The sequence below is a fragment of the Klebsiella sp. KTE92 genome (assembly GCF_000398905.1).
GTDB lineage: Bacteria > Pseudomonadota > Gammaproteobacteria > Enterobacterales > Enterobacteriaceae > Klebsiella > Klebsiella variicola.
Genome location: NZ_KB976100.1, coordinates 219,709 through 234,733 on the forward strand (window position 1 = coordinate 219,709; position 15,025 = coordinate 234,733).

13 protein-coding genes and 1 pseudogene are annotated in these 15,025 nt (G+C 55.8%); 9 read left to right on the forward strand and 5 right to left on the reverse strand.

The annotated features are described in order from the left end of the window. Positions 1–59: 59 nt before the first annotated feature. Positions 60–941, reverse strand: a complete 882-nt coding sequence (locus A1WC_RS23830; protein ID WP_012543171.1) for a LysR family transcriptional regulator — start codon at positions 939–941, stop codon at positions 60–62. A 105-nt stretch (positions 942–1,046) separates the two neighbouring features. Here A1WC_RS23830 and A1WC_RS23825 point away from each other — a divergent pair, with 105 nt between their 5' ends. From A1WC_RS23825 to A1WC_RS23795, 7 genes are all read left to right on the forward strand, one after another. Beyond that, the gene (locus tag A1WC_RS23825; protein ID WP_012969152.1) at positions 1,047–1,454 is read left to right on the forward strand and encodes a CidA/LrgA family protein; all 408 of its coding nucleotides are present in this window, start codon (positions 1,047–1,049) and stop codon (positions 1,452–1,454) included. Then, the gene (locus A1WC_RS23820; RefSeq protein ID WP_032691117.1) at positions 1,451–2,140 is read left to right on the forward strand and encodes an LrgB family protein; all 690 of its coding nucleotides are present in this window, start codon (positions 1,451–1,453) and stop codon (positions 2,138–2,140) included. The genes A1WC_RS23825 and A1WC_RS23820 overlap by 4 nt, the downstream gene beginning before the upstream one ends. 510 nt (positions 2,141–2,650) lie before the next feature. After that, positions 2,651–3,208, forward strand: coding sequence for a fimbrial protein (locus tag A1WC_RS23815; protein WP_074442684.1), 558 nt, complete (start codon positions 2,651–2,653; stop codon positions 3,206–3,208). A 60-nt stretch (positions 3,209–3,268) separates the two neighbouring features. Continuing rightward, on the forward strand, positions 3,269–3,958 hold the full coding sequence (locus tag A1WC_RS23810; RefSeq protein ID WP_032691118.1) for a fimbrial assembly chaperone: 690 nt from the start codon (positions 3,269–3,271) through the stop codon (positions 3,956–3,958). Beyond that, positions 3,912–6,491: a fimbria/pilus outer membrane usher protein gene (locus A1WC_RS23805; protein WP_016160117.1), complete on the forward strand. Its 2,580-nt coding sequence runs from the start codon at positions 3,912–3,914 to the stop codon at positions 6,489–6,491. The genes A1WC_RS23810 and A1WC_RS23805 overlap by 47 nt, the downstream gene beginning before the upstream one ends. A gap of 36 nt (positions 6,492–6,527) precedes the next feature. After that, entirely contained in the window at positions 6,528–7,079 is a 552-nt protein-coding gene (locus tag A1WC_RS23800; RefSeq protein WP_050569050.1) for a fimbrial protein, read from the forward strand. A 19-nt stretch (positions 7,080–7,098) separates the two neighbouring features. After that, positions 7,099–8,199, forward strand: coding sequence for a type 1 fimbrial protein (locus tag A1WC_RS23795; protein ID WP_016160119.1), 1,101 nt, complete (start codon positions 7,099–7,101; stop codon positions 8,197–8,199). 54 nt (positions 8,200–8,253) lie between these two features. Here the strand turns inward: A1WC_RS23795 and actP are convergent, their stop codons facing one another. The 3 genes from actP to acs all read right to left on the reverse strand — a co-directional run bounded on the left by actP (position 8,254) and on the right by acs (position 12,360). Then, the gene (actP, locus tag A1WC_RS23790; protein ID WP_024623073.1) at positions 8,254–9,906 is read right to left on the reverse strand and encodes a cation/acetate symporter ActP; all 1,653 of its coding nucleotides are present in this window, start codon (positions 9,904–9,906) and stop codon (positions 8,254–8,256) included. After that, complete coding sequence (locus A1WC_RS23785) at positions 9,906–10,217, reverse strand: DUF485 domain-containing protein (protein ID WP_004177812.1); 312 nt, start codon at positions 10,215–10,217, stop codon at positions 9,906–9,908. The genes actP and A1WC_RS23785 overlap by 1 nt, the downstream gene beginning before the upstream one ends. Positions 10,218–10,401: 184 nt before the next feature. Beyond that, the gene (acs, locus tag A1WC_RS23780) at positions 10,402–12,360 is read right to left on the reverse strand and encodes an acetate--CoA ligase (protein ID WP_008807262.1); all 1,959 of its coding nucleotides are present in this window, start codon (positions 12,358–12,360) and stop codon (positions 10,402–10,404) included. Between the two features lie 100 nt (positions 12,361–12,460). Here acs and A1WC_RS25575 point away from each other — a divergent pair. Both A1WC_RS25575 and gltP read left to right on the forward strand, forming a co-directional pair. Continuing rightward, positions 12,461–12,661 (forward strand): annotated as a pseudogene (locus tag A1WC_RS25575) (hypothetical protein). A gap of 111 nt (positions 12,662–12,772) precedes the next feature. Then, positions 12,773–14,086 (forward strand): glutamate/aspartate:proton symporter GltP, encoded by a 1,314-nt coding sequence (gene gltP / locus A1WC_RS23775; RefSeq protein ID WP_012543161.1) that lies wholly within the window; start codon positions 12,773–12,775, stop codon positions 14,084–14,086. Between the two features lie 34 nt (positions 14,087–14,120). Here gltP and A1WC_RS23770 read toward each other — a convergent pair whose 3' ends face one another. Continuing rightward, the gene (locus A1WC_RS23770; RefSeq protein ID WP_016160120.1) at positions 14,121–14,807 is read right to left on the reverse strand and encodes a tetratricopeptide repeat protein; all 687 of its coding nucleotides are present in this window, start codon (positions 14,805–14,807) and stop codon (positions 14,121–14,123) included. Between the last annotated feature and the right edge of the window lie 218 nt (positions 14,808–15,025).

The window sequence follows — 15,025 nt, forward strand, 5'->3', positions numbered from 1 at the left end:
GGCGCAAGCGCCTGACCCGGGCTACCCATTCCTCTGCGAAACGCGTTGTCACCAGGGAATTATTCCAGCCAGAACGCTTTACTGCACGCCAGCCAGGCCTCAGCGCTGCGCGACATATACACGCCCTCCCGCCAAATCATCCCCAGCTCCCAGCGCAGCTCGCTTTGTAATGGGATCCAGCAAAAGTTCTGCGGGTCGAGACGCTGGCAAATCGGCTCGGGCAGGATCGCCACGCCAATGCCGGCCTGCACCATCGCGGCGAGAAAATCCCACTGTCCGCTGCGCACCGCGATACGCGGCTTTACGTCATGCTCGGCAAACAGGCGCATCAGCTGCTGGCTGAGGGCAAATTCTTCGTTGTAGATGACCAGCGGATATGCCGCCAGCTCTGCCGGCGAGAGCGAGGTCACGCCCTCCCACGGCGCGGTTCTTGGCGTCAGGACGCACAGCGGGTGGTTGAACAACGGCAGGGTGGTGAGGTGGCTACCCTCTTCGATGGGCAGGGCGGTCATCGCCATATCGAGCTCGCCGTTGCTGACCGCCTGCTGGACCGTCAGGCCGCCAAACTCGGCGATTTTCAGCTCGACGCCCGGGTAGCGCTCGCGGAAGCGGCTGATCGGCTCCGCCATCAGCATTCCGACCATCGGTGGAATGCCAAGCCGCAGCACCCCTTTATGCAGGTGGTTGATATCGCTCAGTTCTGACTCCAGCTGGCTGAACTCGCCAAGGATCGCCTGGCCGCGTTCAAAAACAACGCGCCCGGTATCGGTGAGCAGCAGTTTACGGCCATCGCGGATCAACAGCGTGCAGTTCAGTTCATCTTCGAGATTTTTGAGCATCTTGCTGATGGTGGGCTGTGTGACGAACAGCTTTTCCGCCGCGCGAGTAAAACTCTGCTGACGAACCACTTCAACGAAATAGCGCAGCGTTCGGATATCCATAATTATTCCCTGAGACTATACCTGCGATGATTTTAATTCATTTCTGTCCGCTTCGGCGGCTCTCTATACTGCACGCCTGACTTCTTTTTTTCAGGAATATCGCTCATGGCCTTCGCGCCAGCTCGCGTTGCCCCCGCCGTGGCGCAGCGTCTTCAAATCCCGCTGCAGGTGCTTCTTTATGTCGGGTTATTTATTTTTGCGCAATATCTGGTGAACAGGTGGCAGGTACCCCTGCCGGCTAACCTGGTCGGCATGGTGATGCTCCTGCTGCTGATCGTCTGCCGGGTGATCCCCTTGAACTGGGTTCGCGCCGGCGCCCGCTGGTTGCTGGCGGAGATGCTGCTGTTTTTCGTCCCGGCGGTGGTCGCGGTGGTCAATTATACCCAGCTGCTGATGGTTGATGGCTGGCGGATTTTCCTGGTGATTGCCTTAAGCACGCTGATGGTGCTCGGCGCGACGGCCTGGGTCGTCGACAGGGTCTATCGTTACGAAGTGAGCCGGCTAAAAAAATGAGTGATGTCATGCTGAGCGTCCTGTGTCTGGTGGCGACGCTGGGTCTCTATTACGCCAATAAAAAACTGTATCGCCGTTTTCATAAACTGCCGCTGATGCCGCTGGTGTTCACGCCGATCCTGCTGGTGCTGATCCTGGTGCTGGGCCATATCTCTTATCAGAGCTATATGGGAGAGACCCACTGGCTGCTGTGGCTGCTGGGCCCCGCCACCATCGCCTTTGCCGTCCCGGTCTATGAAAATGTCGCGGTGATCAAACGCCACTGGATGTCGCTCAGCGCCGGGGTGGTAACGGCGGTGGTGGTGGCGGTGACCAGCTCCGTATGGCTGGCGCGCGGATTGATGTTGTCTGATGAAATCCAGCGCAGCCTGGCGGTGCGCTCGGTGACCACGCCCTTTGCGCTGGCGGCGGCGAAACCGCTCGGTGGTCAGCCCGATCTGGTGGCGCTGTTTGTGGTGATCACCGGCGTCTTTGGCATGGCGGTGGGGGATATGCTGTTTTTACGCCTGGCTATCCGGGAAGGGATGGCGAAAGGAGCCGGGTTCGGCGCGGCTTCCCATGGTGCCGGGACGGCGCGCTCCTATGAGCTGGGCCAGCAGGAGGGCGTGGTGGCCAGCCTGGTGATGATGCTGTCTGGCGTAGTGGTGGTGCTGGCGGCGCCGTTAGTGCGCTGGCTGCTGTTTTAGCGTTCTCGTGTAACCGGTTGTTATGAAATATTGAGGGGCGGAATAGTTGTGAACTATTTTCGCCCCTTTTTGTTTATGCCGGTTATTGGTCATCAGAAAAGATTAAGGCAATTCTTATTACCATCCTCTCTTTGTAACTAAATATTTCATAATCAATAGTGATCTAATTATATTGCGAATGATGTATAGGCTTTTTATTATCTCTAAGAATTTTATAAGTTTGTATCGCTATGATTTCAAAGGAACTTTATCTTATTTTTCTCATTTTTTAAGGCGATTTGTTTAAAAATCAATTTTTACATTAATAATTGAGCTTTTACCCTCTGTTCGTTATTCTTTTTACGCGGGCTTGTATTATTGAATGGATTCAAATGCTGGTCGTTTATTTATGTATAATATTAATTATCATAAATTATATGTCACGTAAATGTGTATGTGACGCCGCGCGGATGCAAATTCATTCTCTAATATATCTGCATAAAACAATTGACGGACTGATTGTCGTTTATAATGGATATGGGAATAAATATGAAGATGAGTAAAAAAATTCTGGCGGGTGCCCTGATTTTCTCTGCCTGCAGCGTGCTGTCTACCGTTGCTCAGGCCGATAACACCATTACTTTTAATGGTGTTGTTTCCGATACGACCTGTACGGCGACTATTGACGGCGGCGTAACGGCTATTGATATGGGCACCACCTCAGTGGCGGATCTGAAAGCGTATACCTTCGGCGCTGCCAAGAACTTCTCCTTTAGCTTAGCCGATTGCCCGACCGCGGAAGACGGTGGCAACAGTATCGCTCGCGTCACTTTTGGCGGTGTTTCCGATACCGCGAACAGCGATTATTTTAAAAACCAGGCGACTGATGAGCCGGCAACCGGTGTTGCTGTGGCCCTTTTTGACGAAGCGGGTAAGGTAATGAAGAATAATGAAGAGGGTTCGGATGTCGATATTTCTTCCGGTGCCGCAACCATTCCATTCACCGTTAAAATGGTGAAGTCGGGTGATACCGATCCGACGAAAGGTACCGTTCAGACAACTGTGACTTATAACGTGACTTATTATTAATTCGGCGTTTTGTTGAATGGAGAAAGGGGAATCGTCTGCTATTCCCCTTTAATTAAACGTATGAGATATCCTTTTTTTGTGGTCGGTTTTTTGCTGTCTTCCTCTATTGCGCAAGCCAGCGTGGTCGTGGGCGGCACGCGTCTGGTGTTTGATGGTGCGAAAAACAACGCCGTCATCACGGTTGAGAATAAAGATCAGAGCAGCAATATCGTCCAGTCCTGGCTCTCGGTGGTGGATGCCGCGTCGCCAGCCAAAGACGCGTTTATTATTACGCCGCCGCTGTTCCGTCTCAAAGCCGGAGAGAAAGGATTCGTGCGCGTTGTCCGCTCAGGAAAAAAATTACCCGACGATCGCGAGTCGATGTTTTGGCTCAATATCAAAGGGATCCCGGCAACGGAATATGTCCCGGATAAAAATGTGGTGCAGTTTGCCATCAACTCGAAAATAAAATTGATTTATCGACCTGCCGCGTTAAAAGGCAATACACCGGAATCGTATGCCGAAAAATTACAGTGGGGAAAAGCGGGGGACTCGGTGACGGTAAAAAATAACTCACCGCTGTATATGAATTTTTCCCAGGTTAGTCTTAACGGGAAAAATATTTCTGGCGCATGGTTTGCTGCCCCATTTTCTACTTTAAAAATACCCGTGCAGAGTACCTTGTCCGCGACAGGGAAAAAAGAGATCACATGGAGCGTGATTAATGATTATGGTATGTCAGGGAAGAAATATACCGCTATCATTCAGTAGCGTTGAGCTACTGTTTTCAACCAAAAGTATCTGCGTCGCTATTGTTTTGTGCCTGAGTACCTTGTCTTCTCGCGCTGAGGCCGGTGAATATTTCAACCCGAATTTACTCGAAGTCGCCGAGGATCCTGCGGCTTCGGTGGATCTGTCCTATTTTTCGCAAGATGGCGTACCGCCGGGCACCTATCATCTGGATGTTTACATCAATGATAAGTATGTCAGTTCAGAATCGCTGACCTTTCAGGAAATTGGCCATGACGCAGGCGCGACCGCTTCTCCCTGTCTTTCCGCGGAGTATCTGAATTCGTGGTTGATTAATACCACCGCCTATCCCCAGCTGTTCGCGGCAGGGGAAACCTGCGCCCGGCTGTCGGCGATCCCCGGGATGACATTTTCGGTGTCTCTTGCCCAACAGCGAATCGATTTTACCGTGCCGCAGGCCGCGATGCTGAATCGCCCAAGAGACTATATACCGGAGAGCCAGTGGCAGCAGGGGATCAACGCCGGTCTTCTCAACTATAGTGTCACCGGGCAGCGCAATGCGCCGCGGCATAATGGCGCGACCGTAGACAGCCAGTTTGTTAGCTTGCAGCCTGGGGTGAATCTGGGGCCATGGCGTCTGCGCAACTACAGCACCTATAGCCACAGCGACAACAGCAGCCGCTGGGAGTCGGTTTACTCGTACCTTGCCCGCGATATTCACACCCTGCGCAGTCAACTGGTGGTCGGTAATACCTATACCTCTTCCGGCATCTTCGACAGTGTGAGCTTTACCGGCCTGCAGCTCAGTTCGGACAAAGAGATGCTGCCGGATAGCCTGCATGGCTTTGCGCGGACGATTCGAGGGATCGCGCGCACCACCGCGGAGGTCTCGGTTTATCAGAATGGTTACAGCATTTATAAAACCACCGTCGCTCCCGGCGCCTTTGAGATTAACGATCTGTATGCCACCGGCAGCGCCGGCGATCTGTACGTCACCGTTAAAGAGTCTGACGGCAGCGAGCAAAACTTTGTGGTGCCTTTTGCCTCGCTGGCGGTCCTGCAGCGCGAGGGCCAGCTGGACTATGCGCTGAGCAGCGGCAGGACGCGCTCAGGCAGCTCCGACGATAAAGAATACAACTTTATTCAGTCTTCCCTGGCCTATGGCGCCACCAGTAACTTTACTCTCTATACCGGCTTTCAGCAGGCGGAAGATAAATACACCAACCTGCTGTTAGGCGCTGGCTTTAACCTTGGCACCATCGGCGCGCTGTCGTTTGACGGCTCTCAGTCGTGGGCCGACGTGAAAACCAGCGATACGGCCTCGTCAACCCGCAAAGAACAGGGGCAATCGTATCGCGTCCGCTTCAGCAAAAGCTTTCTGCAGACGGGCACCAGCTTTTCCGTGGCCGGCTATCGCTACTCCACCGCGGGATACTATTCGTTTCAGGATTTTGTCGATAACGCCTCCACGCAGCGCGACTGCTGTACGCAGAGCGGCAGAACGAAAGGCCGGTTTGACGCTTCGCTGTCGCAGACGCTGTTTGGCTATGGTTCGCTCTCGCTTTCGCTGGTCAATGAAACCTATTGGGACAGCTCGCGCATGGAGTCGGTAGGCGTGGGCTATAGCGGGTCGATTGGCAAGGCCTCCTACTTTATTAACTATTCCTATAACCGCAATGTGCAAAGTACCGATGACAGCGGCAATAACCGGCCGGCCAGCGATACCATCGTCTCCCTGACGCTAAGCATCCCGCTTGGCGAGACGCTCTCGGCGAATTACACCTTGAACCATGGTCGGCATAACGACACCACGCACAGCGTGGGGCTCAATGGCTCGGCGTTCGAGGATCGCTCTCTCAACTGGAGTCTCCAGGAGGGTTACAACACCCAGGATAAGAGCACCTCCGGCAACCTCAGCGTCAATTATCAGGGAGCAAAAGGCGATGTCGCCGGCGGCTATGGCTACGACCACTACAGCAATCACTACAATTATTCGCTGCGCGGCGGCATGGTTGCTCACGCGGGCGGGCTCACGCTGTCGCGCTTTCTGGGTGAGAGTGCTGCACTGATCGAAACGCCCGGCGTCAGCGATGTGCGGGTGCAGGGCCAGACCAACGTGACGACGGATGCCGCCGGGTATGCCGTCGTACCGTATGTTCGCCCTTACCATCGCAACAGCCTGGCGCTGGATGAACAGCAGATGGCTGGCGCCGAGGTGGATAACGTCGCCAGAACGGTGGTCCCAACGCGCAATGCAATCGTCAAAGTGCAGTATGACACCCGAATTGGCTATAAGGCGATGCTCACCCTGCGTACTCGCAACGGTGTGGTGCCTTTCGGCGCGCTGGTGACCCTTGATAATGATCGCGCCAGCGCGGCGCGCAGCAATATTGTCGGCGATGAGGGGCAGGTGTATCTCACGGGGCTGCAGAAAAAAGGCCAGCTGTTAGCGCGCTGGGGGGAGAAAAGCAGTGAGCAGTGCACCGTTCATTACGACTTCTCCAGCATGGCTCTTGGCGACGATATTCTGTTCTATCAGGCCGAATGCCGGTAATGGATGCAGGTTTTCAACATGGAAGAAGGGGCTGATATGAATATGCGAGACGGCAGCACAAGGGGCATCCTGGTGGCCAGCCTTTTGCTGCTCTCCCTTCCGGCGCTGGCTTATGAAGGCAGCAGCACGGTCAATTTTAACGTCACGGGCACCATCGAAGCGCCTTCCTGCGAGGTGGCCGTGGAACCGTCGAACAGTATCGATTTAGGCACCGTCTCCTCGCAGACGTTCTCCGGAAATGCCGGGTCGAGCGGCGCCAGCGTGCCGGTTAAGCTGGTCTTTTCCAGTTGTTCCGCCGATGCGTCGGCGGTAACCATCGCATTTAGCGGAGCAAAATTCGATAACACTTACACCTCGGTTTATAAAAACTTCCGCACAGGCAGCGACGGGGCCAGCGGCGTCGGTATGCAACTTCTCACTCTTGCCGATCAGCAGCCCCTCGGGCCTGGCGACCAGTATCTCTATACCTTTGGTGATAATGCGGACGTTCATACTTTCAATATGATGGCGCGCATGTTTTCGCCCTATGGCCAGGTAAGGCCGGGGATTGTCGGCTTTACCGCCACGTTCGATGTGGCTTACAAATAACGTTTCGACAGGGATGGATATGAAAAAATGGATCTTATTGCTCATATTGGCGCTGTGCCCCGTCTATAGCTGGGCAGTATGCGGAGGGACCAACTATGGCGATATCTCAATGACCAACCTGCCGGAAAAGATCCTGGTTAACGCCGGGAGCTACACCGCGGGCACCGTGCTGTATGACTCGGGGAAAATTACCCGCGCGCAAACGAAGCTGACTAACTGTCAGGGCAGTGTCTACGCGGTGTTTGCCTGGTCCTCAAACAATGCCGGGGCGCTGATAGGGGATAATATCTATGCCACTTCGGTGCAGGGGATCGGTATCCGCGTTAAGGTGTGGCTCAATATCACTGGTGACGATGGTGATGGCGATACCGATGATTTCAGCCCCGACTCGCAGGTGCATTATATCGGCGATGTGAATTACTATCTCGGTAAGCCCACCGGTCTGTTTGATTATTATGCGTCGACCTATTACACCCCGGCGTATCAGCTGCAGCTGGTGGCCACCGGCGGCGCTATTGGCAGCAACAGTCAATTATCGTTCAGCGATCCGGTGGCCACAGTATCGGCTAAGGATAGTGGCGGGACAATCTCCATTTCCCGGCTGCACATCAGCGGCACCACCAGCATCCAGATGATCCCGATGGGGTGTATCGTCAGTAGCAATAGTCTCAGTTTTGCCATGGGTAGCATCAATGCCAGCGAGTTTAACACCGCGACGAAGGTGGGGAGTGCGCAACAGCCCCTGACCCTCTCCTGCGAGCCGGGGACCAATGTTTTAATGCGGGTGGTGGCGACGCAAGCGAGCGGCAATAATCCTGGCAACACGGTGATGGCCTTAACGGCAGAGGAGAATGTTGCCACCGGGGTGGGGGTTCAGTTAAATATGGATGGCAAAGCGATGCCGTTGAATACTGACCTCAGTCTCTATTCCTCGGGCCGCACTACGGTGACCAACAGCGGCGCGGATGCCAGCTACAGCTATTTTACTAATCCCGACAGTCCTGGTGGCGCAGCGGCCATGCAAACGCTCACTTTTACCACCAACTATTACAAAACAGGCAGCGCGGTGACCGCCGGTTCGGCAAACGCCACCGGGGTGATCACATTTACCTATAACTGAGCCGGTCAGAATAACCCCCTTCTCCGGACGGCGCCGGGGAAGGGGAGAGAACGATTAATGCGCCTGGCCGCGTTCGATACCGATCCCGGTTTGTGAACGGATAAACTGGGCGCGGAACTGCTCGCGCTCGCGCATCCCTTCCGGTGAGTTATCGGTGGCGGAGAAGACCCAGATACCGATGAACGCGATGGCGATGGAGAACAGCGCCGGATATTCATACGGGAACAGCGCTTTCTCATGGCCGAGGATCTGCACCCAAATGGTCGGGCCGAGGATCATCAGAATGACCGCAGTCAGCAGGCCCAGCCAGCCGCCGACCATCGCGCCGCGGGTGGTCAGCTTCGACCAGTACATCGACAGCAGAATAATCGGGAAGTTACAGCTGGCGGCGATGGAGAAGGCCAGGCCGACCATGAAAGCAATGTTCTGATTTTCAAACAGAATACCCAGCAGAATGGCCACCACCCCAAGGATCAGCACGGTGATCTTGGAGACCTTCAGCTCCTGACGCTCGGTCGCGCCCTTGCGGAAGACGTTGGCGTACAGGTCGTGCGACACCGCTGACGCGCCGGCGAGGGTCAGGCCCGCCACCACCGCCAGGATAGTGGCGAAGGCTACCGCGGAGATAAAGCCGAGGAACAAATTGCCCCCCACCGCATCCGCCAGGTGCACCGCCGCCATGTTATTGCCGCCGATAAGCTGTCCGGCCGCGTCTTTAAACGCCGGGTTCGCGCCGACCAGCATGATGGCGCCGAAGCCGATGATAAAGGTCAGGATATAGAAATAGCCCATAAAACCGGTGGCGTAGAAGACGCTTTTACGTGCTTCTTTGGCGTCGCTCACGGTAAAGAAGCGCATCAGAATATGCGGCAGGCCAGCGGTACCGAACATCAGACCCAGACCCAGAGAGAGCGCCGATATCGGATCTTTCACCAGTCCGCCGGGACTCATAATCGCCGCCCCTTTCGGGTGGACCGCCATCGCCTCGGTAAACAGGTTATTGAAGCTGAAGCCGACGTGCTTCATGACCATAAAGGCCATAAAACTGGCGCCGCACAGCAGCAGAACCGCTTTAATAATCTGCACCCAGGTGGTCGCCAGCATGCCGCCGAACAGGACATAGAGCACCATCAGCACGCCAACCAGCACCACGGCGACATGGTAATTAAGGCCGAACAGCAGCTGGATCAGCTTGCCGGCGCCCACCATCTGGGCAATCAGATACAGGGCCACCACCACCAGCGAACCGCAGGCGGAGAGGGTGCGGATCGGCCCCTGCTTCAGGCGGTATGAAGCGACGTCAGCAAAGGTATAGCGGCCAAGGTTGCGCAGTCGTTCGGCAATCAGAAACAGGATAATCGGCCAGCCGACGAGAAAGCCAAGCGAGTAGATCAGGCCGTCGTAGCCTGAGGTATACACCAGCGCGGAAATACCGAGGAACGACGCTGCCGACATAAAGTCGCCGGCAATCGCCAGCCCGTTCTGGAAGCCAGTAATATTGCCGCCGGCCGTATAATAATCGCTGCGCGAACGTACCCGTTTTGAGGCCCAGTAGGTGATGTAAAGCGTCAGGGCGACGAAAATCAGGAACATGACAATCGCCTGCCAGTTGGTCGGCTGGCGCTGTACCGCGCCGGTAATGGCGTCTGCCGCGTGAGCGCCGAGGGGCAGCAGCGTGGCGGCGAGCGCCGTCAGGACTCTCTTGATCATGCTTTTACCTCGTTGAGAACGCTCTTGGTCAAACGGTCGAATTCACCATTGGCCCGCCAGACATAAATACCGGTCAGGATAAACGAAATGACGATCACGCCAATGCCGAGCGGGATCCCGCGGGTGACGCTGGTACCGGCGTGCAGCGGAGTGCCGAGCCAGCCGGGCGCGAAGGCGATAAGCAAAATAAAGCCCACGTAGATCACTAACATAATCACTGACAGAATGGCGGCAAACCGTTGCCGTGATGCAACTAACTCCCTGAAATGCGCACTATTTTCTATCCGCTGACAAAGTTGTTCATTCATCTTAGCGTCTCCAGAGGTCTCCCTTTCGTCATCCACTCAGCGGACGCTGGCGACAGCAACCCCTCCGGCGATGGAGCCGGGATACGGTTTGCTGACGGCGTTCCTGCGAGTGGAATCCTGGGGGAGGGACTTATTTTTATCCTCTCCCCGGCGGGGGGAGAGGGTGTAGGGAATCGGTCCTTGCTTACGATGGCATCGTTATGGCCTGCTTCTCTTCGAGCAGTTTTTCCACGACGCCAGGATCGGCGAGCGTCGAGGTATCGCCGAGGTTGCTGGTGTCGCCCGCGGCAATCTTACGCAGAATGCGACGCATGATTTTGCCCGAGCGGGTTTTCGGTAGCGAATCGGTCCAGTGCAGCACATCCGGCGTCGCCAGCGGGCCGATCTCTTTGCGCACCCAGTTACGCACTTCGGCATACAGCTCCGGCGTTGGTTCTTCGCCGTGATTGAGCGTCACGTAGGCGTAGATGGCCTGGCCTTTGATGTTGTGCGGGATCCCCACCACCGCCGCTTCAGCGATTTTCGGGTGCGACACCAGCGCGGATTCAATTTCCGCGGTACCCAGACGGTGGCCGGAGACATTCAGCACGTCATCCACGCGGCCAGTGATCCAGTAGTAACCATCTTCATCGCGACGCGCGCCATCGCCGCTAAAGTACATATTTTTGAAGGTGGAGAAGTAGGTTTGCTCAAAGCGCTCATGGTCACCGAACAGGGTACGCGCCTGGCCGGGCCAGGAGTCGGCGATGGCAAGATTGCCCTCGGTGGCGCCATCCAGCGGCAGGCCTTCGTTATCCACCAGCACCGGCTGGACGCCGAAGAACGGACGCGTCGCGGAGCCGGCCTTCAGCTCGATTGCGCCCGGCAGCGGAGTGATCATAAAGCCGCCGGTTTCGGTCTGCCACCAGGTGTCCATCACCGGGCACTTCTCGTTGCCGATCTTCTTCCAGTACCACTCCCAGGCTTCCGGGTTAATCGGTTCGCCGACCGAGCCGAGAATGCGCAGCGAGGAACGGTCTGTGCCTTCGATCGCTTTGTCGCCTTCCGCCATCAGGGCGCGGATAGCCGTCGGGGCGGTATAGAGAATGCTGACCTTATGCTTATCGACGACCTGGCACATACGCGCCGGGGTTGGCCAGTTCGGTACCCCTTCGAACATCAGGGTGGTGGCGCCGCAGGCCAGCGGACCATACAGCAGATAGCTGTGGCCGGTGACCCAGCCCACATCGGCGGTGCACCAGTAAATATCGCCCGGATGGTAGTCGAAAACGTATTTAAAGGTGGTGGCCGCGTAGACCAGATAGCCGCCGGTGGTGTGCAGCACCCCTTTCGGTTTGCCGGTGGAGCCGGAGGTATAGAGGATGAACAGCGGATCTTCGGCGTTCATCTCGACGGGCCGGTGCTCGGCGCTGGCGTTCGCCATCAGGTCGCTCCACCACAGGTCGCGGCCTTCCTGCCAGTCGATTTTGCCGCCGGTACGTTTCAGGACCACGACATGCTCAATACTGTTGACGTTCGGGTTTTTCAGCGCGTCATCAACGTTTTTCTTCAGCGGGATGGCGCGACCAGCGCGCAGCCCTTCGTCAGCGGTGATCACCAGGCGCGAGCTGGAGTCGATAATGCGTCCGGCCACCGCCTCCGGCGAGAAGCCGCCGAAAATCACTGAGTGGATAGCGCCGATGCGGGCGCAGGCCAGCATCGCCACCGCGGCTTCCGGCACCATCGGCATATAAATGGCGACCACATCGCCTTTTTTAATCCCAAGGTCGAGCAGCACATTGGCGAAGCGGCACACGTCCGCATGCAGTTCACGGTAGGTGATGTGCTTGCTCTGGCTGGCGTCGTCGCCTTCCCAGATGATGGCGGTTTGATCGCCGCGCTCGGCGAGATGGCGGTCGAGGCAGTTGGCGGCGAGGTTCAGGGTGCCATCTTCATACCATTTGATGGAAATATTACCCGGCGCGAAAGAGGTGTTCTTCACGCGGGTATAGGGGCGTATCCAGTCAAGGATCTTGCCCTGCTCGCCCCAAAATGTATCAGGGTCGGTTATGGATTGTTGGTACTGCGCCTTGTACTGTTCCGGGTTAATCAGGCAACGTTCCGCGATATTAGCGGGAATAGGGTGTTTGTGTATTTGGCTCATGGCTTTTTTTCTCCTTTGAACTTGTTAAATATATGTCAAACAAACGTTAAGAGTAGGGGTTTTGACAGCTTTGTTTGTTAATTGGGGGGCAGATCACGCAATGATTCAACTGAGTGAAATTTCATCAAATGAAACTTTGAAGTGAAATAATTACGTAAATGAATTTATAGAAACGGAAGGTGTGAAATATTTTTTATTACAAATACTTATGCATTGTAACTGGGGAAAATTCGTGACTTTATGCAGAAAACCAGAAGAAAGCCCTATTCTTAAAGGCTTGCGCAGCATGCCGTGCAAATGATACTGATATTGCGCGTTAAATAACCCCACAAAGCAACGCAACACAATTCATACCCCCTGCAGTGGGTACCATGACGAAAAGGAATGGTGCCTTTCATTGAGGAAGTCAGTAGTGAAGAAAACGAAAAAAGTCAGTCTGGCCTGGCAAATCTTGCTAGCCCTGGTGCTGGGTATCCTTCTGGGCAGTTATCTGCATTACCACGCCGAAAGTCGCGATTGGTTGATTAGCAATTTGCTGACGCCGGCGGGCGATATCTTTATCCATCTGATTAAAATGATCGTGGTCCCGATTGTCATTTCGACCCTGGTGGTCGGGATTGCCGGCGTGGGCGATGCCAAGCAGTTAGGCCGGATCGGCGCCAAAACCATTATCTATTTCGAAGTGATCACCACGGTGGCGATCGTGCTGGGTATCACCCTGGCCAACGTCTTTCAGCCGGGGACCGGCATTGATATGTCACAGCTGGCGGCGGTTGATATTTCGAAATATCAGAGCACGACTGCCGAGGTGCAAAGCCATGCGCATGGCCTGATGGGCACTATCCTGTCGCTGGTCCCGACCAACATCGTGGCGTCGATGGCGAAAGGCGATATGCTGCCGATTATCTTCTTCTCGGTGCTGTTTGGTTTGGGGCTCTCCTCGCTGCCGGCGACCCACCGTGAGCCGCTGGTGACGGTCTTCCGCTCCATCTCCGAAACCATGTTTAAAGTCACCCACATGGTGATGCGCTATGCGCCGATCGGGGTGTTCGCCCTGATTTCGGTGACCGTCGCCACCTTTGGTTTCGCCTCGCTGTGGCCGCTGGCCAAGCTGGTACTGCTGGTTTACTTCGCGATCCTGTTCTTCGCGCTGGTGGTGCTGGGGATTGTCGCGCGTCTGTGTGGCCTGAGCATCTGGATCCTGATCCGTATCCTGAAAGATGAGCTGATTCTGGCCTACTCCACCGCCAGCTCGGAGAGCGTGCTGCCGCGCATTATCGAGAAGATGGAAGCCTATGGCGCGCCGGCGTCGATCACCAGCTTTGTGGTGCCGACCGGTTATTCCTTTAACCTCGATGGTTCAACGCTGTATCAGAGCATCGCGGCGATCTTTATCGCCCAGCTGTACGGTATCGACCTCTCTATCTGGCAGGAGATCACCCTGGTGCTGACCTTAATGGTGACCTCGAAAGGGATCGCTGGCGTGCCGGGCGTCTCCTTCGTGGTGCTGCTGGCAACCCTGGGTAGCGTCGGGATCCCGCTGGAAGGCCTCGCCTTTATCGCCGGTGTCGACCGTATTCTCGACATGGCGCGTACCGCGCTGAACGTGGTGGGCAATGCGCTGGCGGTGCTGGTTATCGCCAAATGGGAGCATAAGTTCGACCGCAAAAAAGCGCTGGCGTATGAACGCGAAGTGCTGGGCAAGTTTGATAAAACCGCCCAATAAAACACAAAGCCCGGCGCGAACGCCGGGCTTTTTCTTATCCTTTACTGATCCGGTCAAACTCTTCGCAGCCGGTATCAAACCCCTCCAGGCAGCTGACGTTAAGCCAGTGCAGCGCCTTCTGCTTATTCGGTTCGATAAAGCCTTTCTCTCCCTGCTGGAACATCATCCCGGCCCAGTATTCGGCATAGCCGGTCCGTGAGAGCGCCGAGCTGCCTTTGAAGTATTCGCTCGCTTTCACATCATCTTCCGGGCCGTGCACGCCGCTGGCGTAGATCAGCCCCAGCAGCATCTGGGCGTCCACCGCTGCATCGCTTTCGCTATCCCGGGCGGCATCCTGCAGCAGCGTGATGGCGTGCGCCACATCGGTGGGGCCAGCCTGACGGTTCACCAGCACCCGCGCCAGAACGATCTCCCCGGATTTACTGCCGACCTTGACGGCTTTTTCCGCCAGCTGGCGGGCCTGCGGATAGTCCGCCTGCTGAGGGTTGCGAATTTTGAGCTGCGCCAGCAGCGCCAGTGCATCGCCATCGCCCTGGGCGGCGGCCTTCTGCGCCCAGTATTCGGCTTTCTGATAATCACCGGAGCTGACCCAGGTATCGGCAAGGTAATATTGCGCGCGTCGATCGCCGGCTTCCGCCTGCTGTTGATACTGGCTGCCCGGTTCGGTGGCGACCGCTGCGCCGCTGGTGAAAACCAGTAAAAATAAAAAGAGGTATTTCATTTGTATTTATTATCAGCAAGGAACATAGCGCGCAGTATAAAGGGAGGCGAAAAAGAAGAAAATGGCGGGAATTAGCGGGGTAAATACCCGGAGAAGGCGCAACGCGCCGCCTCCGGAGAAAATCCCCGGTATCGCTACCGCTTACCGGGGCTACAGCGTTGTGCGATTTGGTAGCCCGGAGAAGGCGCAATGCGCCGCCTCCGGGGAAAATCCCCGGT